The organism is Paenibacillus popilliae ATCC 14706 (assembly GCF_000315235.1).
Lineage (GTDB): Bacteria > Bacillota > Bacilli > Paenibacillales > Paenibacillaceae > Paenibacillus_B > Paenibacillus_B popilliae.
Genome location: NZ_BALG01000186.1, coordinates 32,413 through 55,350, shown reverse-complemented (window position 1 = coordinate 55,350; position 22,938 = coordinate 32,413). Strand labels below are relative to the sequence as shown.

Sequence of the window (22,938 nt, the reverse complement as noted above, 5' to 3'; positions counted from 1 at the left end):
CAATGAGTCCAGATGATTTTCACCAGCTCAGCTGGTGCTGTATGAACAAGTATGTCGGAATCCGCACGAAGGATGGTCACGTTCACGACGGCTTCATTGCTCATGTCGATCCGGAAGGCGTCACCCTGGCGATTCCAACTGAACAGATGATGACCGAAATGAGCGGTATGCCGGCGCAGCCTTCCTACTACAGACAATTCGGCTTCTTCCCGGGCTTCTTCCCGAGACGGCGCTTCTTTCAACACCGAATTCCTTTTTTCAGCTTCCAGGATATTTTTCTTCTCCCCTTCTTCATCTAAAACCCGCTTGCAAAGCCGTCCCCATGCAACCAAAGCCGTTAGATGATATCTACGGCTTTTTCCATGCGTTCCCCGAAAAACCAAAATGTTGACAACGAACCTTGGCCTAACTCGTTGATTGCATAAGCCGCTGCAGCCGGAAAGGATTCCTTGTATGGGACCGCCAATGCCGGCGCACAATAAAAACGGTGTACGAATGCCATTATTCGAGTTCCGTTAAGGGGGTGAATCGGCATGAACGGGATGTTTGGATTTCTAAAAAATTGGAATCATCGGAAAACGATTTGGTCTTTATTAGCGATTGGCGTCGGCGCGGCAGCCGTCGGATTGACACAGCAGCGCATGCGTATGGGCAGAAGAAGAAACCTCCCCTTTCATCAGCTTCACAAAAAACTTCGCAGCGGATAATAAAAATAAATAACAGCCAGTTGTTTGCAAGTCTGGCTGTTATTCCATGTAACCGCCGCTCTGCGCCGCATCGGTGCGAAGCGGGTCAAAAGCCTTCGCAATCTACGCTGGCCGAGGAACGGGTCCGCACAACGCATAAGCCCTGCCAAAGTCAAAGACTCGGATACTTGACGACTGGCCATTTCGTCTTGCGGAGAGCCCTCATCAGCTCCGGCGAACCATAGACATTGTCTCTCACCAGATCATGCGGAGTCAGTGCCATCCATTGGTTGAGAGACACGTCGGCGAAGCGGTTGCTCTTGAACATTTCCAGGAACCATAAGCTGTCCGTGCCCGTGTTCTGGATGTAGTGGCCGAATGCGAACGGAACGTATCCGACGTCGCCCGCCCTGTAATTGAACGTCCGTGCGGTGCCGTTGCCGGCGAAGACCGTCATTCGCCCTTGACCGCTAAGATAGTACTGCCATTCATCATTATTCGGATGCCAGTGGAGTTCCCTTATCGCATCGGGCTTAATCTCCACCAGGGCGGCGGCCACCGTCACAGATACGGGAAAATTGGAAGAATCGACGATTCGGACGGAGCCTCCCGGCGTCGTCAGCGGAGGCTGGGCGAGCAGATGGTACACGAAGCTCTGTTCGACGGTACCGTTCGGGTCCGGCACCTGCGACTTCGCGATCGGAACCGGAACCTCATCCTGGAAAATATATAGTTGCTCAGTCGGCACCTGCTGAAATGCGCTGACCGGCACGCCGAAATTGGCCGACAGCACTTCCTTCGGGGTATGCGCGAACCAATCGGAGATCGACAGGGTGTTCATATCGGAGAAATTGCCGTCATCGAAGACAAGCAGGAACTCGCAGCCTTCCTCTAGCCCCTGAATCGAATGAGGAATGCCCGGGGGGAAATACCACAAATCGCCCGGACCGACATCGGCAATAAAATGGCAGCCATTCTGATCGACCGCCGTAATCCTCGCCCGGCCCAATATCATGAAGGCCCATTCGGCCTGCTGATGCCAATGGAGCTCTCTTACCCCTCCCGGCGTAAGACGCATGTTCACGCCGGCCAGCGTCTTCGCGACTGGCAGCTCCCGTACCGTAATCTCGCGGGACCATCCTCCCTGACTCAGTTGCATATGCGCGTCGGAGAACGAGAACTTCAAGTTCGGCACCAGCCCCTCATCCGTAACCGGCGGCACGAACATATCCGGGTTCTCCCGATCACGCATCACGTCGCGCGGGCCATAATCGGTTGCACCGGCGCCGTCGCTTTTCCGAATCGGATGCGGGATGCACTCCGGCTGCGCTTGCTTCGGATTGTGTTGCACCCGTTAACCACCTCCGCCTCACTAGAACCATATGTGGCCGACGTGATGATTATTCCCGACAGACACAGGATAATATACCTGTATTCTCCCAATCTTTTCTCACTTGCCTCATAATCGAGCCAGGTGATCGTAAGCGGCAGCTCGATATGTCCGGCAAGACAATCCCAGAGCGCGTCCCGTTTGCCTGCGAATGTCCCTCCCCTTCCACACTAATAAATAGGTGACTGTATGCGGAAAGAATGTCCAATCAAGGTCAAATAACCTTGCATATGATGCCAATAGATTCGACAGTAATAGGAGAGGAGCTGGAATTCATGACTCATGAATACAAAAAATATGCCGGTGAAGAGTTTTGCTGCCCGAGTAAAGCGATTTTCGATCCGCCGCAATATGTCTTCAACAAAACGTATCATCCGCAAAAAGTCGATGTCATACACCCTATCGAAATCATTAATCAACATTTCTGCGTGCCGGTATTAAAGCATGTATGTACGGTGAAAGAGAAGGATGTATTTTGCTCCGGCACAAGAAAGCGCAGAAGAGCAAGAAAATAATAATGATTTCCATTTCACTCCTTATCATTGACAAACGGATAAAGCAAGTCATATGATAACAAAGTAAATTTTATAAAATCCTCGTTAGGTGAGGCTCCTATACGAACATAGGCCACTGCCCAGAAATATCGAAAGATGCCAATGGGTAGAACAGGAACTGCCGGATTAAGGCTTTTCTTAAGGTGGCTAAGAGCGGACGCTCTTTACGTTGTATAGTGCTAAAACTAGACTAGGGGGAACCAAGACGCTGCAATCTGTATTTCTGCGCGTATTTAACCCTCTAGCTTTTCTGGAGGGTTTTTTATTATCTGTAAAAAAAGGAGGGGATTTGTCCATGGACCGTGGGTCGAGTAGCCATCAGCCGCATAGGCGCCAACATTCTGTACGGAGGAAGAGCCGTCTGCTTGTTTGAGGTTGAGCACAGGACGGTACTTGTCTCAAAGCCAAAACTTTGCTTACGCTGTAAACATCGAACGGCCCCGAACATACGATGTGGATAAACATCGATGGAAGGAGATTGCAACCATGGAGATTCCGATTACCGGCTTTGTACATCATAGCGAAGAAGGGAACGTACATTCCCATAAGTTATATATCACTTCATGGAATGGGAGACCCGTGCATGTTCATGAATTTTCCGGCGTCACGTCCGTGGATGTCGGTCATCGGCATGAATACGCCGGAACGACGGAGCCAGCCCCGAGCGGTGTTCAACATACGCATCAATATCATGCGGCGACCTCATTCGAAGCCGGACATTCGCATCGACTCAGGGGCACGACGGGTCCGGCCATTCCCCTGCCTGGCGGCGGGCATATTCATATGTTCGAAGGGGTCACGACAATGAATGGAAGCACACCTCACGTACATCACTATCAGGGCCGAACGGGGAATGAATTCTCCCGCTAACGCACGACCCGCAGTTCTGCGCATAGAAGTCTTACTGCATCGTTTTAATCCGGATGAACGCTGTACCCGGGATAGAAGGTATAGACACATTCGGGCTCCAATTCCGCCAATAAGGCTTCAATCCGGTCCGCGAGCTTCACGTCGTCTTCGAATTCTATCGTTTTGTCATGGTATCCCCACATCCGCAGGTCGCGAATGCCGATGCGGCGGCATGCTTCCTCCAGCTCTCCCTTGCGAATGCCATATTTGTTGCGAAAGATTTTGTCAAAGCAGCTGAGTCTAGCATACCCAATCCGGTGCCAAGCAATTCAAGGACTGGAAAATCGGCGTCCCGATAATATAGCAGCCCGCGGAAGACACGATATCGATGACGGTCTTGGTCTCCCCTGTATAAGCCGACGGATCTCTCCCATCGCAGAACTGAACCTGATAATCCTTCATATGAAAATACATTATAAGCTTCTATGTTGACTAAGTATGTATCGTTCGTTAGAATAAGCCTATTGCTGTTGACAAGCATTGGCAAGCTGCATCATGCAATGGAATTACGCGATTCCCGACGCGGAAGCCTGTGCGGCGGCACCTGAATACGCTGGAGCGCGATCAAGGGGGGATACAATGAATAATCTGGGCTTCGTCATCGTGGAAATCTGCACTAATAACGGCATCAATTCCGCCGCTCTAGAGGAGTTCGAGGCGGAGATTCCGGATATCGCTGTCCTGCGCATGGAATGTCTGTCGCTGTGCGGCCTGTGTGCCCGCCAGCCTTATGCGCTCGTCAATGGGAAGCGCGTCACGGCCCGCTCCCTCAACGAATGCGTTAACCGTGTGAAGGAGAAAGTAACGGCAGAGCTGGATGAATATGCGGAGGAAGCGATGTACGATGAATAATGAAAAACGGGCAGCATCACTTCGTTACTGCCGATGATGATCGTAAGCCCCAATTCGCGATTCAACGTCCTGGCGATATGTGGCACGAGTCCGATGAAATCGATCAGACCGACAGTCGAAACCGTAAAGCCCGGATCAGCTAGCGGGTTCGTTCAGCATGACGGACTGAAGTAGTGCTCAGTGCTACGATGCTCATCATATGAATAAAATAAGGGCTGACAAAATATATAGAAGCAACTACAGCCAAGTCATGAAATAGCCCTGCTTCATCGGGATGCCATGCTGTTCGGCCCAACGGGCCAGTTCAACCATGCCGCCGTTCTCCTCTCCCTGGAACCGGAAGCAGCAATAGCCCGGTATGGAGGTCTTCCCCTTCAGCCGGATGCCTACAGCGGCTTGGCGATACCCCTTCACCACGATCTCTTCCACTTCATCCGCCGCGATGGACTTCCCCTGCATTGTGATGAAATCCGATTCCGCTCGGATGTCTGCCGTTCGCTTCTTCATTCGCACGCATACTTCCACACATAGCGATCCAATGAGCACCGCCAAGACAGCCATTTGCAGGAAGAACAGCATAGGAACGGTCTGTTTGGACATCAGCGCGACATGCAGCATAGCGGTACTGAACAGGAAGGTTGCCACAAGCACTTCCTTCGTCCTTGTCGGATACATAATTCGATAATGCATAATGATCCGCTCCATTCTGTAAAGTGGTGATATGGATGGCCTCACATTAGTAGCTTTTTCCTTTATAATACCACCAACGTTTCTATTTTTGTCAAATCGTTGTACGGGATGAAGACCCTCATACGGCTCGCAGCAAGATCGTGCAACAGATGGACAATTTCGGACGCTTCCGGTATGGCTGGATCAGCCGGATACCGATTCGGATCAGGCAACGGCGCCGATGTTGATCTCTAATTACTGCGAGCATAAAGAGGCCGCCTTCAGCGTGGTGAAGAACGATGTATCGAAGGAAAACCATCTGAAAGGGACCATTATGCTGGAGGGAAACGACCGATGAGGAAGACGCGGCAAGTGACGATAAGGATGCCGTAACTTGCGCGGAAGCATGGGCGGAGCTGCTGGGCTTCAAGGGATAATCATTGCAAGCGGATAGAAGATCAGGAGGAGATTAAAATCGAGTGAAGAAATCGGCATCATGAGAGAGGCTGGGCGCATTGTGGCCGAATGCCATGCCAAGCTGGCCGAGGCGATTAAGCCAGGCATCCCAACCACTGCGCTTGATCGACTGGTCGAGCAGCACATTCACCGGGCACGGCATCGGCCAGGATTTGTGGGAAGAGCCGGCCATTCCCCATATTGGACGCCCAGGTACGGGTCCGAGATTGAAGTAGGGCATGGTCATCGCGATCGAACCGATGCTGACCTTTGGCGACTATCACGCCTATGTCGAGAGTGACGGATGGACCGCCCGGACGGCGGATCACTCGATCTGCGTCCAGTATGAACACACCGTGGCGATTACCGACAACGGTCCAGAAATATTGACGAAGCTGTAGCCCAAGAGCAGGACGAATCAAGTAGAGCATGAAGTCAAGATCGCTGAAATCGGAAATGCCTGTCCTGTTCTGCCGCTCACCATCGGGAAGGCGCGCCAAGAACAATCGTTCCCCTACTGCCTCCTCGATATATCCTTGCGACAATCGTTCAGGTACCGCAAAAGGTTCGGTACGGACACGCTGATGGCTCAGGCAAGGTGGCGTACTCATCTTGTTCCCGGGAGTACGTGTAAGGGTTCGCAAGCACAGCCAGAAGCCGCTCCATCACGCTGTCGCCTCCCTGCTCCACCGCTGCTTCGATCGCTTCTTCCACCCGGTGGTTGCGCGGAATGACCGCCGGATTGCTGGCCCGCATCAGCTGTTGCGAGGAGGCTTGCGGCTCCACCTGCCTGCCCTGTCTCGCCTGCCACCGCTTATGCCACTGCGCATATTCACCGGTGCCGAACGGGCCCGTCTCCTCCGTGCCACCCAGAGTTAAGGCCCGGAACGTATTCGTATAGTCGGCAGAATGCTTCTGCATCAGCTCAAGAAGCTCTTCAATCAGGGTCTCATCTTCAGCCTCTTCGTTAAAGAGTCCCAGCTTCGCCCGCATTCCCGCAAGCCAATGGCGCTGATACAACCTGGTGAACGCCGCAATCTCATACTCGGCCAGTTCGACAGCTTGCTCCTGATTGTCATGCAGCAGCGGCAATAAGGCCTCAGCCAGTCTCGTGAGATTCCATGCGGCCATATACGGCTGATTGCCATAGGCATAGCGGCCCTGAACGTCAATGGAACTGAACACCATCGCTGGGTCATAGGTGTCCATGAAAGCGCAAGGCCCGTAATCAATGGTCTCGCCGCTAATGGTCATATTATCGGTGTTCATCACCCCGTGAATGAAGCCCACGAGCATCCATTGGGCAATCAGCTTAGCCTGCCGCTTGCCCACTTCCCGCAGCAGGGCCAGATACCGGTTTTCGTTCGCGTCAACTTCCGGGAAATGTCTTTTCCAGGCATAATCAGCCAGTGCTCTCAAATCTTCCACTGTGCCCCATTGGGAAGCATACTCAAACGTGCCAACGCGAAGATGACTGGCAGCTACGCGGGTCAACACCGCGCCAGGCAGCTTGGTCTCGCGGTATACCGGCTCGCCGGTCATCACTACCGCCAAACTCCGGGTGGTCCCAATGCCAAGTCCATGCATGGCTTCGCTGATAATATATTCGCGCAGCATCGGCCCCAGCGCCGCGCGGCCATCACCCCGGCGAGAGTATGGCGTTCTCCCCGAGCCCTTCAATTGAATGTCCAACCTTTCCTCCATGGGCGTAATCTGCTCGCCAAGCAGCAGCGCCCGTCCGTCTCCCAACATCGTAAAATGTCCGAATTGATGCCCCGCATATGCCTGGGCAAGCGGTGTGGCACTCGCGGGAATTCGGTTGCCGGCGAACACCGCCGCCCCTTCATCGCTTTTCAGCGCCTGAACGTTCAGGCCAAGCGATGCCGCGAACTTTTCATTACATAGGATCAGCTTCGGCGACAGCACCGGAGTGGGGTTTTGTCTCGTAAAAAATAACTGTGGAAGTCGGGCATAACTATTATCGAAGTTCCATCCTGCCGTGATTGCTCTACTTTCTGTCATCGTATCTCCTTTTTCCTGTGTCCTCATGAATGTAGCATTTGCTCCTGTTCATTTCTTATGCTTTACTGCACAGGCGGTCCTGACGATAAACTTAACATGGCCAGCAATTGCTGGATAGTATGCATCAGCTTGCCGGGTCGTTCCACAACGCTTACATTGAGCGAAAAAGGGAAGAGCCAATGAACACTATCGATCGACTTTATGTAGAATGGAATCAGATGTGGTTCTGGCGAATCAATAGTTCAACCTATATTGTCACAATTCCTTCTTTGAAATTCCAATAGGTACGTGTCCAACTTTTGACTCAATCTTACAACAGTCTCGTCTGTAAGACACCTTTTTTGGATCGCCGTTTCAATAAGTTCCCGTCGGGTACTTTCAATAATTTCAATTAAACAGCTAGGTTTTTCATTATGATAATTTATAGGTATTAAAGCACCTTTGCATACGTATTTACGATTCATCCTAACACCTCATCCAAAAAATATATGATTTAACTTTATTATAGATGGAGTTGGTAAAAATGAGTGGATTCCCGATTATTATGCAACAACATTATACATAAAACACAAAAAAACGTCATGCTGTGTATAAATTGTATATCTATTTAGTTTCCAGAAGAAACGAACGACCGTTCCCCGGTAGAATACCGTGAAACGGTCGCAGCTTCAGCATATCTTATGATTCATGGCTACTTGACAGGGACGACCAATAATGCTGTCCCCAAACCCATCAGTCAACCTTGCCGTCTTCTTTCATCTCATGATTGGTTTTATATTACCCAAGGGGCTCCACCACCCAAAGTCATAACTACACCAACCGAGAAACATGCTGCAACAGTGTAAAGCGTTTTCCCAGACAACCATTTTTTCACGTTCATCCCTCCCTTCATAAATTTATTAACTCAAACAGATGAAAGCATCATTCCATTTTTGAATGGCTTTTTGAGAGAAACGAGAACTTTGCTTCACTGTTTTCGTTACGAAAGAAAATGTTTCAAAAGCTTTGCTCTGCAAGGAGAGATTCATATACTCCATCGCACTCTTAATGTAGCAGTGGGACGACCAATAATGCTGTCCCCAAACCCATCAGTCAACCTTACCGTCTTCTTTCATCTTACATTAAGTTCTTTATTATCCAAGGGGCCCCACCACCAAGAGGCATAACTACACCAACCGAGAAGCATGCTGCGACAATGTAAAGCGTTTTCCCAGACAACCATTTTTTCATGTTCATCCATCCCTTCATAAATTTATTAACTCAAACAGATGAAAGCATCATTCAATTTTTGAATGGCTTTTTGAGAGAAATGAGAACTTTGCTTCACTGTTTTCGTTACGAAAGAAAATGTTTCAAAAGCTTTGCTCTGCAAGGAGAGATTCATATACTCCATCGCACTCTTAATGTAGCAGTCGAGTGCCTCCTCAATATTTTCCTGAGCCAGTAAGTCACCCTTCAACTTGTAATAAAGTGCTAGTTTCGATCGTTTGTCGGGAGTTGTTCGATGATCTTGAAGGAATGCCTCCATCTCTGGTTCAAATTTCATTAGCAATTTTGCTGAACTATAATTTCGCTTGATAAGATAGAGGTCCATTAGCATTGTGATAGCATAAATGAGATTGTAATTAGATGGATTTGTTAAATACTTCTCTAATTGTTCAATCCCCAAATCAATATTTCCTGTTCTTCCACTTAAACAACCACTCATTAATTTGACGTTATCTTCGATGTATGTAAAAGGAAATTTTCTGTACTCAGCTAGATAAAGATTACTGGATTCGTAGTCATCTAAATAGTAATGTGAATTGCATGCATTGAATATGGCATTCGCTCGATGCTCTCCATGTGGAATATCATGCTCAATAACATATTTACTAAAGCGTATTGATTCATCATACTTCAATAAACTAAATGCATGAACGCCTAGCAAGTAGTAAAGGATTACTCGCTCTTCCCCGTTTAAAAAGTCAACATAGTCAAGCACATTTTTCCCTAGCTGATACGTTTCCTGCAACCTGCTGAAATCATTTCGTACAATCATGTATTTCTGAAATAATCCCTTTGCAATATAAGGTATAATTCCATGAGCGCGAGAGTAGTCTACGATGAGTGTGTATAAAGATAACTGTGTGGAAAGATTATTTACGGAGTCTATCGTTCGATACAACTTCTCAACTGCATCCAAGCTATCTTCATTTGGCGATTCAAGAAACTTGGCGGCTATTTTTCGTATTAGCGATGGATGCTCAAGTGTTGTCAATTCGTTCTGTAAAATAGCGTAAATAACTTCCGATTTATGTCCAATTTCGATGTACTGTTCTACGATGTCATTATGGGGAACGTCTAATACAGCAGCGATGGACAAGATGGATTGAAAATCAGGGCGTTTGATTTCGCTATTTTCAATTCTCGACAGGCTGCCTTTATCAAGGCCAACCGCTTCTTGCAGCTTCGATAGACTCATTTCCTTCTTCTGCCGATAGTACTGTATTAGCTCCCCCAAGCGCTTTGGCTTCGCAGCAACGGTATTCACAGCCTCACCTCCCTTCGGCAATGCAATAATTAACTATTTATAGATTACCATAAAATTCGAGTCTTGCAAACCCCACCCAAAAAAAATTCCAACTTTCGTCAACTGCGGGAATCCCTGAACGGGAAATACGATAGTGTGTCAAACGGAATAGCCCTGCTTCTTCAGCAGGGCATGCGATGAAAGTCATCCACGGCGCGGCAAGATAATGTAATTAGAAAATTAAAGCCCGAGAAACGATAACAAGCAAAATGAACAGAACCAAAATCACACCCGTCGAAGTCCAGAGACCACCGACTCCGCAAGAAGCAACTTCACCCATCCGAGCATCCCCCTTTCCCTAGGTTCATACTCATAGTATTGAAATTGCATTCGTTGTGACTTGGCTATATCCCAGACAAAAATAAATAGGCTCTTTCCAGCAAGTATGCTACACTGGAAGCTAACAGCATGGATATAGACATCTATCGATTCCCTCCGCATTGAGCAGCCTGGGTATGATCCCGAATTCTGGAGCAAAGTCGATATCTATCAGGACTTCCTGCATTGCGAAGTACAGGACGAGCATGTATATCACAACGTGTTCGATGATCTTCGGCTGCTCCGCTGGCATTCCAAAGCGATGGACGTCTTGATCAAGGACGGCTCCAAGGCCGTCGGAATCAAAGGGAACTGCTGCGAATTATGTTTCATCCTGCTGCAATAAGTTATCCATTACTTTATAAGTCTCTTCTAAATGGTGGGTAATGGAAGCCTCGTCTTCGCCACTGAAAAACTTATCATCCCAGTTCCATTGCCTTCCTTTGATACTGTCCCCATGCTCAATCCAATAATTTTTTAAGCGCTTTTTATCAAGTACCTTTATAAATCCTTCCAGGCGAGGCACGCGATGCTTGGTATGACCGAACGTCGTTTCAAAATTGATAAAAAGATAATATAAAAAATAATCAAAGCCTTTTTCGCTTGCTTTTGGATGAAAACAAGTGTTAAAAAGATAGCTATTGATTGACTTATTGATACCTTGCCCATCTTTATCGCCTTGCTTATTGTAATAACCACAAGGTATGCCGCTGTTATTGATCGTGCTCCCCAATTGATAAATCATAAAGTTCAGCAATCTCGATTTCCATTTTTGAAGTGTATGGTATAAATCCCTGGCCGTCATTTGAGAGGTAACATAACCGTAAGATTGGCCACATATCTGTTCTGCATCCAGCCCCATCACTTCATCAAAAATATTGATTTGCTTATCAATAAATCTTTTTTTAAACACCTGGAAAATGTATTGGGAGATTTCACGCATTTCTCCGATAACGATCTCGCTGATACTGCCTTCCGTGGGATTATGTGGCCCGCCGTGCTTAGACAGTGCCCTTGACAAATTAAACATATTCCCGCCCCTATCCGCGCAGCAGCATAAACGGAATAGTAATAAATCGCGCAGCCCAAGAAGCCCTCTTTCTTTTTGAGCCAGGTTCTCCAAGACTCCACCCTGTCGATGCTGATTTTCACCAAAAATCCATTCCGCAATTTGAGCGACATGGTTGTCACTGTTATTCCAATACTGCCCGTGCTCGTCTGACCACCCGATTTTATCCAACAGTTTCGCAATGAAAAAAATAAGCGTAAAGCTTCGAAACCCAACGTCCATTTCGGGGATGTCAAGACTTGAATATTGCGGCAAACAATCCAGGGCATAGGAAATGACTTCTTTCGCTTTTTCTGGTGTATATTCACTGTGCGGTGAATTAATTAGAATTCGCCACATTTTTTCATGGCTGGCTTCTCCGTTTGAGAAGGAAAACTCTTCACGCTGCAACATCTCGGTAATGCTTGTTCGATGTAACATTTCATTTTTCAAATTGACATAATATTTATACTGCTGTGTGTGGGCTGGACGGGATACTTTAATAATAAGATTTAAGTACTGTTCCAGATTCCTGCCTTCGGGACTCCAAATTGATCCATTAAAACAAGCATAAGAAGTTAATTGCTCCTGAGAAATATTCCTCACCGATCCCAATCTTTGCTGGGCATCAAACACTTTATTTACAATAAATCTTTGATTTTCAGTCAGACCTTCCAGATATGCCGTATATTTTGTGGAGTTTTTATAGACATCTTCTTCACGATGCGTGTCATCGTCTGTCGGATAGTCATCATCATATTTGCGAATAAGCGAAAAAAATCCTCGTTTCCCCTGCGCCTCCGTATTGTATATTTTCCTGAAAATATTCGGATAATGGATGTAGATGATTAATAAATGAATCAGATCATACTTATCAAAATCCGAATTCGAGAAATCCAACTGTTCAACCTCAAGCAAGAGTATCGTATTGATGAGTCTTTTCAGTTTTCTGGCATCGCCGATAAAAGGAATGTATAAATCATATTCTTTGGAATGAAAGATATCCTTGAGTCCCTCGCTGGCTTTGGCGACCAATTCAGGATTGCTTAGCAGGTTCCTGGCTAATGATTTATCTGTGTTTTCCGTAAAATATTTTAATAATAATTTATGATCGATGTACAAGCTCGTTTTTATGTTGATAAATTTTTCCAGAAACTCATTAATTTTTTCCGTATCTAATTTTTGATGCTCGAGTGCCGTAAGATTCTCTGTATCATAACAAAGCACATAAGATAAATTGGGAAGAAGAAAGGATTTTTTTATGACAAACAAGATCTCTTTCATATTAGAAAAGGTTAAACGGTCTAAATCATCGACAACAATTACGATTTTTTTATCAATGCTCCGCAGGAACATTCCTAGTCTTTCAAAGGTTTTGTCAATGGAGGCGTTATCGAAAGGCAACCTAAAACGCAATCCCATCATGGAGAATGTGAGCTTCGAAACATGTAATAGCTTGACATACTTCGCCAGTAGGGATTCCAATTCCGGTGCGAAAAAATTCTCTTTCATCACCTTTAATAGGCCATCCGTAAATTTCTCCAACAGGTTGCCGCTGTTCTCAAATCTGAGCGGATCGAGCGTGTACACGATAATTTTATCATTGTAGTGGTTGTCCCAATGTTCTTTGCACAGGTTGACAAAGGTCGATTTCCCTGTTCCCCAGGGCGCATCGATTCCAAACACCAAGCTTTCCGGAGATCCTTGATTGTATACCCTCTCGGCAAATCTCGCGGCCAGCCCGAAAAATTCAAACGCATCATCCTGCCTGCACTGTCCTTCTTTATCGCTGATAAAATTCGAATCTCTAGAAATCGTTGTCATCCGATGTATCTGCCGCTCTCTCACCATCATCGCCGCAAAGAAAACAAGGGGAAGTGAGAGCAGCACGGCCATATGCGACCAAGCCAGCACAGCAACCCAATTACAGAGATAGCCTATTCCAAGCCCGCCAATGAAGAACATGGAGAGCAGGCCAGCAGCGAAAACGATAAGAAGATCATATCTCCCGCTCCGCATGATGAGACGGGTATTTCTCCAGAGCTCTCTTTTTCGCTTCACCAAGCAGGTCGCCAGGATGATAAGGTACAGCGCGCCAATCATCCAGAACCAAGCTCCCTGTTGGTTATGAATGGATTTGCTGTAAAAACGGAAAACAACTCCGATACAGCCAAGTACAAGTTCCGCCAGTAAAACACCAAGTAAGAAAAATCTACAGAGCAGGTAATCATTTATTTTCTCTAATTTTGGCTTATCGTTTGCGTCTAGCATCTTCGCCTCCTCTGCCATCCCTTGATAAGCACGAACGCTAGTTTAGCTCTCTAACTTATGTCTACTATGCAATCAGGTATATTATTCCAATAAAAAGATGTTTCAGAATTAGCAGGGATATCATGGGGGGAGCCTGCCAGAATATTTTGCAAAATATTGTACATCGACAAGCTCCGTGGTATTATATTGAAAAGATAACAAGCATCTCGGCGTAAACTTCATGAACGAGTAGCGTAATCTATGAATCCCGCTCCCTAGAGAGTTGGTATAGGCTGCAAGCCAACGTTCGGCTCATAACTGAAGGTCTTCTCTGAGAAGCGCGGCTGAACTCGAGTAAGCTGCGACGGACTTCCACCGTTATCCGGAATTCATATGGGATATCAGTCACTGATGAGCTGCAGGGTGCGGTAACATAAGAACTTGCTCCGTGAAAATGGGTGGTAACGCGGATCACAATCCGTCCCTTTGCAGGGCGGATTTTTTGCATTTTGGGTAAAGAAGCGTCGAGACCTAGGGGGAAGAAAAGATGAAATCACTACCGGGAAGCCACGTAATTTTTGTGGGACTAATGCTTTTTTCGCTATTTTTTGGTGCAGGAAACTTAATATTTCCTCCGATATTGGGACAGCAGGCGGGAGACAGCTTCGTCGTCGCCATACTCGGCTTCATTCTGACCGGCGTTGGCTTGCCGCTGCTCGCCGTCATCGCGGTTGCCCTGACGGGCCGTGATGTGCAGCATCTCGCGGGCCGGGTGCATCCGAAGTTCGGCATCCTGTTTGCCATTATCGCCTACTTGTCGATCGGCCCTGCGATGGGGATTCCGCGCGTAGCTAATGTGTCCTTCGAGATGGGAATGCGGGTCTTTCTGCCCGATCCGCTGCAGGCAAACGGCTGGGTGCTGTTGGCTTATTCGTTCGTGTTCTTTGTTCTGGTCTATTGGCTCTGCTTGAATCCATCCAAATTGGTGGCCCGTATCGGGAAGATTCTCACGCCCTTACTGCTCCTCTCCATCGCCGCACTCTTCATCTCCGCGATGATGAGTCCGCATGGAGAAGCGCAGCCAGCGATACAGGAATATGCGACTTCCCCCGGCGGCAAAGGATTTATGGAAGGCTATTTGACGCTGGATACGATCGCGGCGCTCGCGTTCGGCATCATCGTCATCCATGCGATCCGGGAACAAGGCGTTCAGGAGAAGCGCACGATCACGAAAGCCACAGTTCAAGCCGCTATCATCGCAGGCGCGGGCTTGGCGCTTGTATATTCTGCGCTTGGATGGCTCGGGGTAACGAGTGTAACTGAGTTCGGCTATGCTCAAAACGGAGGGCAGTTGCTGACGCTCATCGTCCAAAAACGGTTTGGACTGTCCGGATTAATTCTGTTGGCTGTCATCGTTACACTTGCCTGTCTGACGACCTGCATCGGGCTCGTATCCGCATGCAGTCAGTATTTTTCCACCTTATTCCGTCGGCTCAGTTATCATCAATTCGCGTTCCTGACTTGCGCATTGGGATTATTGGTAGCCAATCTAGGATTGAATACTATTCTCTCGGTTTCTGTGCCGGTGCTGCTGGTCATCTACCCTGTAGCTATTGTGCTAATTTTGATGTCTTTGGGCCACCGCCTGTTCGGCGGGCGCTCGTCCGTCTATGCCGGCGCGCTTATCGGCACCGTGCTCATCAGCTTATTTGACGGATTGAAGGAGGCCAACGTCCCGGTGGAACAGGTTACGGCGTGGCTCAGTCACCTTCCTTTGTATGAGCAGGGAATCGGCTGGGTCGTTCCGGCGATAGCCGGCGGGCTTGCAGGAGGGCTTATTGGATGGGGAATCAGAGCGATATGGAATCCCGGACGATCCGTGGCCCAGTCATCGCAATACAAAGACTAAGACCGCAGTATACCAAATACAACAGGGTCCCACAAAGCCCGCGCCATGCAGGCTTTGTGGGACCCTGAAACCTTTCCAGGTTGGACTTAGAGATTATCGTGAACCCATCGGAGTGGATGAAACTCCAACGGCAGATCAGCATTTGAAATTGCGTTAGAAAATCTCCGATTGCTTCACGCGCTTATTCAACACCGCAAAGTCTTTGTCCTGTAAAGGCTCCACTTTCCCTTTCTGATAACCGCTGCCCTTCGTCGAGAAGAAATCATGAGTGCTTGTCTCGGTGCGAATCCCGTTCAGCACGACCGGATTGACTTCCTCGTCTGGGAAATACGGCTCGAAGCCAAGGTTCATAAACGCTTTATTAGCGTTATAGCGAATATACTTCTTCACTTCATGCGTAAGTCCGATCGCATCATACAGATGCTCCGTATACTCCAGTTCGTTCTCATACAGCTCAAGCAGCAGATTTTGCACAAATCGGGCCAGCCTCTGCTGCATGGCTGTGCTCTGCTTGTTGTAGATTTCTTGCGCCAGCAAACCTACAAATACGCCGTGAACACTTTCGTCCCGGATGATCAGCTTGATGATCTCCCCGCTTGCCACCATTTTGCCTTGTCCCGCCAAATACAACGGGTAGAAGAAGCCGGAGTAGAACAAGAAGCTCTCCAGGAATACGGAGGCGACCATGGCCTTGTACAGGCTGACCGGATCATGGTCTTGAATGCCTTTGTACAGACCATCGATGATCGCGGTCTTCTTCTGCAGATGCTTGTTCTCCTTCACCCAGTCGAACGTCTCATCGATCATGGCCGTGCTGGCCACCGTCGTAAAGATCGTGCTATAGCTCTTCGCGTGAATCTCTTCCATCGCGGCCTGGAAGATAAGTATCGCTTTTTTCTGCTTGCCTTCTACGTACTGCGCAATGACTGGCATGCCGACGTTGCCTTGTTCCGTATCGAGCAGCGTGAGGCCGCCAAGCACATGCATGTAGGCGAGCTTCTCGTCTGCGGTCATTTTGGACCACGACTTCAAGTCCTTCGAGATGGGAATCTCCGTATCCAGCCAGAACTGGGACGTATTTTGCGTCCACAGCATTTCCATATAATCCGATTCGGGTCGGTTCCAGTTCACTGCTTCAAAATTTTTCATTGACGATTTCTCCTTCTACATCTGCAACGAATACGGCTTCGACTTATACGACGCAGCTCACGCACTCGTCGATCGTTTTCTTTTTCGTCCGGGTATAGTAGAGCGTCTTAAGTCCCTTCTTCTGTGCATAGATATAGTACTTCGCCAGATCGCGGGTCGTAAGATCATCCTTCACGAACAAGACGGTCGAAATGGCTTGGTCCACGTGGACCTGCACATCGGCAACCAGGTCGATTAGTTTGAACATATCCATATCGTAAGCTTCTTTGTAATAGAAGTAGTTCTCATCGCTAATGTACGGCATCGGATAGATCGTCTTCGAATCGCCGTATTCGCGCTCTTCGATGCGCTGCGTAATCGGGGCGATGGACGCCGTCGAGGACTGCAGGTATGAAATCGAACCGGTAGGCGCAATCGCCAGACGGTACGCATGGTACAAGCCATGCTTCATCACCTGCTCCTTCAAGCGTACCCAATCTTCGAGGGTCGGAATCATGTGTCCCTCGAATAGCTGCTTCACTTGCTCCGTCTGTGGATGATAGTCCGTATTCAGGTAACGGTCGAAGTACACGCCGCTGGCGTATTCGCTCTGATCGAAATCTTTGAACGTCACGCCGCGCTCCTGCGCGATCAGCACGGAACGCTCCAGGGAATAGAAATTCAACATCATGAAGAACGTGCGAACGAAGTCTCTCGCCTCCTTCGATTCATAGGCAACCTTGTTCTTCGCCAAAAAGCCGTGCAGGTTCATCGCACCCAAGCCGACGGAGTGGAGCTCGCGGTTCGCCTTGGCCACCGAAGGCACAGTGCTGATATTGCTGCGGTCGCTCACTTCGGTCAATGCATCCATCGCGCGGTGAACCGTGTCGCGCATCCGCTTGTTTTTCATCACATTCACAATATTCAACGACCCGAGGTTGCAGGAAATATCGCGACGAATCTCGTCCTCTATGCCGTAGTCGTTAATCGTGGACACTTCGCTAAGCTGAGCAATCTCGCTGCACAGGTTCGAGAACTTGACACGTCCGATCTGCTTGAGCGCGTGGTATTCGTTCGTATTGTCGACGAACATGATATAAGGGTAGCCCGATTCCATCTGAATCTGTGCAATCTTCAAAATCAGGTCGCGCGCGACAATCTTCTTCTTCCGGACATTCGGATTGTCGACAAGCTCGTCGTACATCTCGCTGATGTCCATGTCGTCCAGATGCTTGCCGTACTCCTTGTAAACGGTATACGGGTAGAACAAGTACATATCCTTGTCCTGCTCCACCAGCTCGAAAAATTTATTCGGCGCGACCACGCCAAGCGACAATGTCTTCATCCGGATTTTCTCGTCGCTGTTGATCTTCTTCGTATCGAGAAATTCATGAATGTCGGAATGGAATACATTCAAGTACACGACGCCGCTGCCATCGCGCTGCCCCAATTGGTTCGCGTAGGAGAACGCATCCTCGAACAGCTTCATGACCGGCAGAACGCCGCTTGCTTTGCCGTCCAGCCCTTTGATCTGCTCGCCGGCGCCGCGGATTTTGCTCAGATTCAGGCTGACGCCGCCGCCGATCTTGCTCAGCTGCAGCGCCGAATTGATCGAGAATCCGATCGAGTTCATCGAATCGTCCACTTCGAGCAGGAAGCAGCTGACAAGCTCCCCTCTCCGCTTCTTCCCGGCATTCAGGAAAGTCGGCGTTGCCGGCTGATACTCTTGGGAAATCAACAATTCGGCATACTCGAACGCCTTGTCGATATCCCCGCTCGCCAGGAACAGGGAGAAGACGGCAAGCCGATCTTCGTAACGTTCCAGGAACTTCGTATCGTCATTGGTCTTCATGGCATAATTGTTATAGAACTTGAACGCGCTCATGAACGACGGGAAGCGGAACTTCTTCGCATACAAATATTCGTAGAGCCGCTTGACATCCTTGAACTCATATTTATCGAACAGTTCTTTTTCATAGTAGTCGTTCTCTGTCAGATAATGAATCTTTTCCTCGAGATTATGGAAGAATACGGTATTCTGGTTGACATAGTCGATGAAATAGCTTTTCGCCGCTTCGCGATCTTTGTCAAACTGAAATTTGCCGTCCTTCTGGACCATAATTTCGTTATTAAGCTGTATCCATTTTGGTATCAAAGCAATGGACCTCCCGCGTAAATTGTTCTACTTCCTTCTTCGTGCCACTGAGCTCGAACTTCATCAGCACGGGCACGGAAAATAATCGAGAAATATGATCGGCCGCCAGTCCGTATCGGACACCCCAGTTCATGTTGCCGCTGGAAGCGACGCCTTGCAGCAAGCAGCCATGCTCCTTGAGGAATTGCATCGTAGATTGAGGCACTTGTCCAAACCCTGTCGTATACGTGATCAAAATAAAGGGTTCAGTCAGCTTCGTTTCTGCCGATATGCGAACACATTTCATATCCAGCTTCTCGACAAAACGCTTCACGTTGCCAGTCTTCGAGTCGTAAGCAATAAGCACGCGATCCCTCCGTCACAATGAAATCTTCAAATTAGAGTCGTCTGGAGTCACCAATGAACACATCTCAAAGAAAAGGGACAGTACCGACTGGTGCCATGAACCAACCCCATTACAATATCTAGTGTATGTATTTATTTCGCCATACTATATATAGTCCGTTATTGAATAATAACCAATTTTAAGAAAAATGGCAAGCCCATTTTGTCCTCTACCGGCAACAATGAAATGTGTCGGCCTGTGACAAAAAACATATCTATCGTACCACAACAACGACCATGATTGGTATTCAATTTTTTTGAAATCATGCGCGATATTCTTTATCGCCAACAGACCGCCTTATACCCGTTCATATTTAATCAGATTAATTATATTTCATCGACTCGCTGTGCCATGCCGGCTGTAAGGTACATAATTTGAAATAAAATGACAACACTATCCATTAGGATTGATTGGGTAGACGTAATTGACATGGAGGGCAGACCATGAATCCATTAATGACTCGCATTATCTTATTGTTGCTGATCATTTCTTTCCTTCCCGTTCACAATACAGTCGTATATGCTGCGCGTACGCCGCAATCCACCGTTGTCATTCGTGTACGAGCCACTCCTTCTGCCACGTTCGAACAGAAGATCGTTCTGAATCCGAAGGATGCTGTTCAACTCTTGCAAGCAAGCAAGGAGGAAGAAGCTTCATACCCGGCTGCGCTTACTGATATTTATTTGCTGATCTCACGGAACGCTCAGGTGAGAACCTTCCGCATGGAGAAGCTTGGGGTCTTCTGGAGCGAAACGGAGCTAAAACGGCTTGTCCTGTCTCCCAAAGCATCGACACAATTGCAAAAATATTGTGCAGACCTAAAGGAACGCCACTATGGAATACGTATCCCTTGGAGTGAAGCGAAGCAATTGCTCCCGCGAAAGAGCACATTTTCCATTATCGATTTGGAAAAAGGGCTTTCGTTTCGCGTCCAACGGCGAGCGGGAAGCAAACATGCCGACGTGCAGCCGCTGACACAAGCCGACACCAAGATAATGAAGCAAATTTATAATAACCAATGGAGCTGGAAACGTAAAGCGATTTTAGTCGTTACGGATAAACATAAATTTGCAGCTTCTATGAACGGTATGCCGCATGGAGGAGATGGTATCCCAGGTAATGGATTTTCAGGTCACTTTTGCGTTCATTTCCTGGACAGCAGCACACACCGCTCCGCCAATCCGGATATATTTCACCAGCTGATGGTTTATACGGCCTCTGGACAACGTGAGACCTTTTTCAATTTGGCGTCTCCCGCCATGCTTTCGGAAATTTTCATTGGAGCTTTGTCCGTTCGGGATGATGATCTCTTGAGAAGCGTCTCGATTGGGCTAAATCCTGAAGCTGTAAACTCCTTTTTGAAAGAGCTGGAAAGGGGAACAACTTTTCGTCTAACGAACAAAAACAAACGGAATTATAGCACGCGAAGTACCGAACAGGACATTGTCCAGAGCCTGACGGCAGAAGTGACTCAAACCGTATCATGGCGGCGAAAAAATCAACCCGAAAAGAGTACGGCTTTTCAATTTGAATGTACGCGGGATTCTTTACATTCCCCCTGGAAAATAACCAATGTAAGGAGTGTGCTTTATAAGAATATGGACATGACGACGGGATCCTCAATGTCCGCAGATGATTGACTGCTATAAATTTTCCTATTATAATGAATGACGTTCAGTCATTTTGAGCGGGAGGTACTTTATATGGACAAAAGAGAAAAGATCGTTCATGCGTCCATCGAAGTTTTTAAAGAGAAAGGGATTGAAAAAGCCAAAATATCAGACATTGTCCAAAAGGCCGAGATTGCTCAGGGAACGTTTTATTTGTATTTCCCCTCTAAATTATCGGTAATGCCTGTCATTGCGGAGCAAATTGTTTTACAATTTATGAAGAAAATTGAAGCCACGGTTTCATTGGAAGATCCGTTAACAGAACAACTAAGTCAATTGGTGGATGCTATCTTTCAGGTAACGGGTGAATTTCGTGACGTTTCCGTTCTTGTCTATGCAGGCCTTTCCACAACAGAGCATATGAGTGAATGGGAAAAAATATATACTCCGCTTTACGACTTGGTAGCTTCTCTGTTCGACACGAACAAAAAGCGCCGCCTCGTTCGTGAAAACCTGGATCCGGCTCGCACAGCCAAATTAGTGCTTGGGCTGATTGAATCTGCCGCGGAGCAAGTCTTTTTATATGATGCGTATGATTCACAAAATGAAACCAATCAAAGAGCTGAATTACTGACATTGTTAGAGCATGCTTTGCGCCCGTAAAGGATGTCTTCTTTTCTACAATAATGACTGAATGTCATTCATATGGAGGTGGATAAGATGAACAAATATTGGATGTATGTGGTTGCCACGTGTTTATTAGAGATGGTCTGGGTTTTTGGATTTAGAACGGCAGATTCACTATGGTCTTGGATACTGCTCGTAGGTGTCATTATCGTTGATTTTTATTGTCTGTCCAAAGCCTGTGAGGGGCTGCCTACCGGAACCGTCTATGCCGTCTTTGCCGGAGTAGGTTCAATTGGAACCGTATTGATGGATTACTTCTTTTTTAATGGAGAGTTAAGCGGGTTAAAATTGCTCTTCATTGGAATGCTTGTCGCCGGAGTGGTTGGTTTGAAGCTGGCTGATAATAAAGGGGAAGAAAGGAGTCTTCAATAATGGGGTGGTTATTTGTTATTTTAGCTTCGATAAGTGAAATCACTGGCGTTGTGGGATTAAAGCTGTTTAGCCAGAAAAAGAATATCCGCAATGGCGCATTATTTGTGGGCGGGTTTGCGCTCTCCTTCGCTCTGTTGTATCAGGCATTCGGCTACTTGCAATTGAGTATCGCTTATGCAGTATGGATTGGCATCGGAACAGCAGGTGCCGTGTTGATGAATATGATCTTTTTCGAAGAGTCCACAAGCGCGGCCCGTCTTGTCAGCTTGGCCCTGATTATTGTTGGCGTTATGGGATTAAAGCTGGTGTCATAAATAGGATTTTCCCGTCCGGGAAGCTAAGGCTGGCGAGACGTTCTCGACAGCCTTGTTCGTCTACGCCATCCACGCAGCAGATGAGCTATGCAAACGCTAATTATCGCATTTCGTACTCTTCGTTGATCATAACCACAACTCAGATCAGGTGTCCGACACACTTTCTGCTCTTCCGATAACGTAAAACCACTCATTTTAAAATATAGCGGAATCGTTTCATCCAATCGTTCATCAAGTAGTAGCTTTACAATGGTTATAAACGCTTCCATATCATTCTCTTCAATACGCTTTCTTAATTCTCGTAGATCTCCCTGCTTCTCCTCCATCTGATTATCAACTTGTTTCAAGTATTCATTCATGAGTCCTAACAAGTGGTTGGCAATTGTATTGCCTGCATACCTTTTCGGTTTAAATATTGCATCCAAATAAACCTTTTATTTCATTTCCTTCTCTATCTGTTATCCAAAATGTATTATCGCTCGTTCGAATCTCACGAGAAGCTACGCTTACAATTCGCACTAATTGTAGTGCTTCTATCCACCATATTGATGACCCGCTCCTCGTAAGAAACGGGTATACGGACAAGAAACTTCTAATCAATAATGTGCTCTCTTCGATACTCGTTTTTTTCATTTTCAAAAATGGAGTTAGT

The 22,938-nt window shown here is 47.4% G+C and carries 20 protein-coding genes, 5 pseudogenes and 1 riboswitch; of the genes and pseudogenes, 12 read left to right on the top strand and 13 right to left on the bottom strand.

Translation table 11 applies throughout. The annotated features are described in order from the left end of the window. The first annotated feature begins 2 nt into the window (after positions 1-2). Positions 3-299, top strand: a complete 297-nt coding sequence (locus PPOP_RS12900) for an LSm family protein (protein WP_006286920.1) — start codon at positions 3-5, stop codon at positions 297-299. 234 nt (positions 300-533) lie between these two features. Continuing rightward, a complete protein-coding gene (locus tag PPOP_RS22045) occupies positions 534-707 on the top strand; it encodes a DUF3918 family protein (RefSeq protein WP_148277934.1) in 174 nt (57 codons plus the stop codon). Positions 708-858: 151 nt separating this feature from the next. Here the strand turns inward: PPOP_RS22045 and PPOP_RS12895 are convergent, their stop codons facing one another. Together PPOP_RS12895 and PPOP_RS25980 are read right to left on the bottom strand one after the other, a co-directional pair. Continuing rightward, positions 859-2,037: an oxalate decarboxylase family bicupin gene (locus PPOP_RS12895; protein WP_006286919.1), complete on the bottom strand. Its 1,179-nt coding sequence runs from the start codon at positions 2,035-2,037 to the stop codon at positions 859-861. Next, positions 1,938-2,204 (bottom strand): annotated as a pseudogene (locus PPOP_RS25980) (barstar family protein); the annotation flags it as partial. The pseudogene PPOP_RS25980 and the gene PPOP_RS12895, both read right to left, overlap by 100 nt. A gap of 147 nt (positions 2,205-2,351) precedes the next feature. Here PPOP_RS25980 and PPOP_RS12890 point away from each other — a divergent pair. After that, the gene (locus tag PPOP_RS12890) at positions 2,352-2,591 is read left to right on the top strand and encodes a hypothetical protein (RefSeq protein ID WP_006286918.1); all 240 of its coding nucleotides are present in this window, start codon (positions 2,352-2,354) and stop codon (positions 2,589-2,591) included. A 73-nt stretch (positions 2,592-2,664) separates the two neighbouring features. Continuing rightward, a riboswitch (M-box (ykoK) riboswitch) is annotated at positions 2,665-2,834 on the top strand. 282 nt (positions 2,835-3,116) lie between these two features. After that, complete coding sequence (locus tag PPOP_RS12885) at positions 3,117-3,500, top strand: YmaF family protein (protein ID WP_006286917.1); 384 nt, start codon at positions 3,117-3,119, stop codon at positions 3,498-3,500. A gap of 47 nt (positions 3,501-3,547) precedes the next feature. On the opposite strand, the pseudogene PPOP_RS20675 reads toward PPOP_RS12885, so the two are convergent. Both PPOP_RS20675 and PPOP_RS20670 read right to left on the bottom strand, forming a co-directional pair. Continuing rightward, a pseudogene (locus PPOP_RS20675) lies at positions 3,548-3,739 on the bottom strand (PIG-L family deacetylase); the annotation flags it as partial. A gap of 76 nt (positions 3,740-3,815) precedes the next feature. Next, positions 3,816-3,941: pseudogene (locus tag PPOP_RS20670) on the bottom strand (NADH-dependent FMN reductase); the annotation flags it as partial. 93 nt (positions 3,942-4,034) lie between these two features. Between PPOP_RS20670 and PPOP_RS12880 the strand changes: the two are divergent. After that, entirely contained in the window at positions 4,035-4,391 is a 357-nt protein-coding gene (locus PPOP_RS12880) for a YuzB family protein (protein ID WP_234399820.1), read from the top strand. 237 nt (positions 4,392-4,628) lie between these two features. Here PPOP_RS12880 and PPOP_RS12875 read toward each other — a convergent pair whose 3' ends face one another. Further along, the gene (locus PPOP_RS12875; protein ID WP_006286914.1) at positions 4,629-5,081 is read right to left on the bottom strand and encodes a hypothetical protein; all 453 of its coding nucleotides are present in this window, start codon (positions 5,079-5,081) and stop codon (positions 4,629-4,631) included. A gap of 475 nt (positions 5,082-5,556) precedes the next feature. Between PPOP_RS12875 and PPOP_RS25975 the strand changes: the two are divergent. Together PPOP_RS25975 and PPOP_RS20665 are read left to right on the top strand one after the other, a co-directional pair. Next, positions 5,557-5,619, top strand: a pseudogene (locus PPOP_RS25975) (hypothetical protein); the annotation flags it as partial. Between the two features lie 43 nt (positions 5,620-5,662). Continuing rightward, positions 5,663-5,917 (top strand): annotated as a pseudogene (locus PPOP_RS20665) (M24 family metallopeptidase); the annotation flags it as partial. A 148-nt stretch (positions 5,918-6,065) separates the two neighbouring features. Here PPOP_RS20665 and PPOP_RS12865 read toward each other — a convergent pair. The 5 genes from PPOP_RS12865 to PPOP_RS12855 all read right to left on the bottom strand — a co-directional run bounded on the left by PPOP_RS12865 (position 6,066) and on the right by PPOP_RS12855 (position 13,747). Next, complete coding sequence (locus tag PPOP_RS12865) at positions 6,066-7,538, bottom strand: protein adenylyltransferase SelO (protein ID WP_006286912.1); 1,473 nt, start codon at positions 7,536-7,538, stop codon at positions 6,066-6,068. A 242-nt stretch (positions 7,539-7,780) separates the two neighbouring features. Beyond that, entirely contained in the window at positions 7,781-8,002 is a 222-nt protein-coding gene (locus PPOP_RS20660; RefSeq protein ID WP_006286911.1) for an aspartyl-phosphate phosphatase Spo0E family protein, read from the bottom strand. Positions 8,003-8,793: 791 nt separating this feature from the next. Further along, on the bottom strand, positions 8,794-10,071 hold the full coding sequence (locus PPOP_RS12860) for a helix-turn-helix domain-containing protein (protein WP_006286910.1): 1,278 nt from the start codon (positions 10,069-10,071) through the stop codon (positions 8,794-8,796). A 211-nt stretch (positions 10,072-10,282) separates the two neighbouring features. After that, on the bottom strand, positions 10,283-10,390 hold the full coding sequence (locus PPOP_RS24320) for a sporulation protein YjcZ (protein ID WP_234399819.1): 108 nt from the start codon (positions 10,388-10,390) through the stop codon (positions 10,283-10,285). 360 nt (positions 10,391-10,750) lie between these two features. After that, positions 10,751-13,747: a P-loop NTPase fold protein gene (locus PPOP_RS12855; RefSeq protein ID WP_042228746.1), complete on the bottom strand. Its 2,997-nt coding sequence runs from the start codon at positions 13,745-13,747 to the stop codon at positions 10,751-10,753. Between the two features lie 526 nt (positions 13,748-14,273). On the opposite strand from PPOP_RS12855, the gene brnQ reads away from it, so the two are divergent. Next, a complete protein-coding gene (gene brnQ, locus PPOP_RS12850) occupies positions 14,274-15,635 on the top strand; it encodes a branched-chain amino acid transport system II carrier protein (RefSeq protein ID WP_042228744.1) in 1,362 nt (453 codons plus the stop codon). A 153-nt stretch (positions 15,636-15,788) separates the two neighbouring features. Here brnQ and nrdF read toward each other — a convergent pair whose 3' ends face one another. From nrdF to nrdI, 3 genes are read right to left on the bottom strand one after another with little or no spacing between them, the layout of a single operon-like run. Further along, entirely contained in the window at positions 15,789-16,784 is a 996-nt protein-coding gene (nrdF, locus tag PPOP_RS12845; protein WP_006286904.1) for a class 1b ribonucleoside-diphosphate reductase subunit beta, read from the bottom strand. A gap of 43 nt (positions 16,785-16,827) precedes the next feature. Beyond that, complete coding sequence (nrdE, locus tag PPOP_RS12840; RefSeq protein ID WP_234399824.1) at positions 16,828-18,882, bottom strand: class 1b ribonucleoside-diphosphate reductase subunit alpha; 2,055 nt, start codon at positions 18,880-18,882, stop codon at positions 16,828-16,830. Positions 18,883-18,892: 10 nt separating this feature from the next. Next, positions 18,893-19,264: a class Ib ribonucleoside-diphosphate reductase assembly flavoprotein NrdI gene (gene nrdI, locus PPOP_RS12835; RefSeq protein ID WP_006286902.1), complete on the bottom strand. Its 372-nt coding sequence runs from the start codon at positions 19,262-19,264 to the stop codon at positions 18,893-18,895. A 482-nt stretch (positions 19,265-19,746) separates the two neighbouring features. Here nrdI and PPOP_RS12830 point away from each other — a divergent pair, with 482 nt between their 5' ends. From PPOP_RS12830 to PPOP_RS12815, 4 genes are all read left to right on the top strand, one after another. Continuing rightward, positions 19,747-20,943, top strand: a complete 1,197-nt coding sequence (locus tag PPOP_RS12830; RefSeq protein WP_042228741.1) for a hypothetical protein — start codon at positions 19,747-19,749, stop codon at positions 20,941-20,943. A gap of 63 nt (positions 20,944-21,006) precedes the next feature. Continuing rightward, complete coding sequence (locus PPOP_RS12825) at positions 21,007-21,576, top strand: TetR/AcrR family transcriptional regulator (RefSeq protein ID WP_006286901.1); 570 nt, start codon at positions 21,007-21,009, stop codon at positions 21,574-21,576. A gap of 57 nt (positions 21,577-21,633) precedes the next feature. Then, entirely contained in the window at positions 21,634-21,972 is a 339-nt protein-coding gene (locus PPOP_RS12820; RefSeq protein ID WP_006286900.1) for a DMT family transporter, read from the top strand. Next, positions 21,972-22,286 carry a DMT family transporter gene (locus PPOP_RS12815; protein WP_006286899.1) on the top strand — a complete coding sequence of 105 codons (315 nt, stop codon included), beginning with the start codon at positions 21,972-21,974 and terminating at the stop codon, positions 22,284-22,286. Before PPOP_RS12820 ends, PPOP_RS12815 begins: the two co-directional genes overlap by 1 nt. Positions 22,287-22,938 lie beyond the last annotated feature (652 nt).

Excerpts from the sequence above, each read along its gene's own strand:
- PPOP_RS20660 (WP_006286911.1), bottom strand. The coding sequence starts at position 8,002 with ATGAATCGTAAATACGTATGCAAAGGTGCTTTAATACCTATAAATTAT.
- PPOP_RS12820 (WP_006286900.1), top strand. The coding sequence starts at position 21,634 with ATGAACAAATATTGGATGTATGTGGTTGCCACGTGTTTATTAGAGATG.
- PPOP_RS12865 (WP_006286912.1), bottom strand. The coding sequence starts at position 7,538 with ATGACAGAAAGTAGAGCAATCACGGCAGGATGGAACTTCGATAATAGT.
- PPOP_RS22045 (WP_148277934.1), top strand. The coding sequence starts at position 534 with ATGAACGGGATGTTTGGATTTCTAAAAAATTGGAATCATCGGAAAACG.
- PPOP_RS12900 (WP_006286920.1), top strand. The coding sequence starts at position 3 with ATGAGTCCAGATGATTTTCACCAGCTCAGCTGGTGCTGTATGAACAAG.
- PPOP_RS12880 (WP_234399820.1), top strand. The coding sequence starts at position 4,035 with ATGCAATGGAATTACGCGATTCCCGACGCGGAAGCCTGTGCGGCGGCA.
- PPOP_RS12885 (WP_006286917.1), top strand. The coding sequence starts at position 3,117 with ATGGAGATTCCGATTACCGGCTTTGTACATCATAGCGAAGAAGGGAAC.
- PPOP_RS12830 (WP_042228741.1), top strand. The coding sequence starts at position 19,747 with ATGAATCCATTAATGACTCGCATTATCTTATTGTTGCTGATCATTTCT.
- PPOP_RS12815 (WP_006286899.1), top strand. The coding sequence starts at position 21,972 with ATGGGGTGGTTATTTGTTATTTTAGCTTCGATAAGTGAAATCACTGGC.
- nrdF (WP_006286904.1), bottom strand. The coding sequence starts at position 16,784 with ATGAAAAATTTTGAAGCAGTGAACTGGAACCGACCCGAATCGGATTAT.
- PPOP_RS12855 (WP_042228746.1), bottom strand. The coding sequence starts at position 13,747 with ATGCTAGACGCAAACGATAAGCCAAAATTAGAGAAAATAAATGATTAC.
- PPOP_RS24320 (WP_234399819.1), bottom strand. The coding sequence starts at position 10,390 with ATGGGTGAAGTTGCTTCTTGCGGAGTCGGTGGTCTCTGGACTTCGACG.
- nrdE (WP_234399824.1), bottom strand. The coding sequence starts at position 18,882 with ATGGTCCAGAAGGACGGCAAATTTCAGTTTGACAAAGATCGCGAAGCG.
- PPOP_RS12890 (WP_006286918.1), top strand. The coding sequence starts at position 2,352 with ATGACTCATGAATACAAAAAATATGCCGGTGAAGAGTTTTGCTGCCCG.
- PPOP_RS12825 (WP_006286901.1), top strand. The coding sequence starts at position 21,007 with ATGGACAAAAGAGAAAAGATCGTTCATGCGTCCATCGAAGTTTTTAAA.
- PPOP_RS12875 (WP_006286914.1), bottom strand. The coding sequence starts at position 5,081 with ATGCATTATCGAATTATGTATCCGACAAGGACGAAGGAAGTGCTTGTG.
- brnQ (WP_042228744.1), top strand. The coding sequence starts at position 14,274 with ATGAAATCACTACCGGGAAGCCACGTAATTTTTGTGGGACTAATGCTT.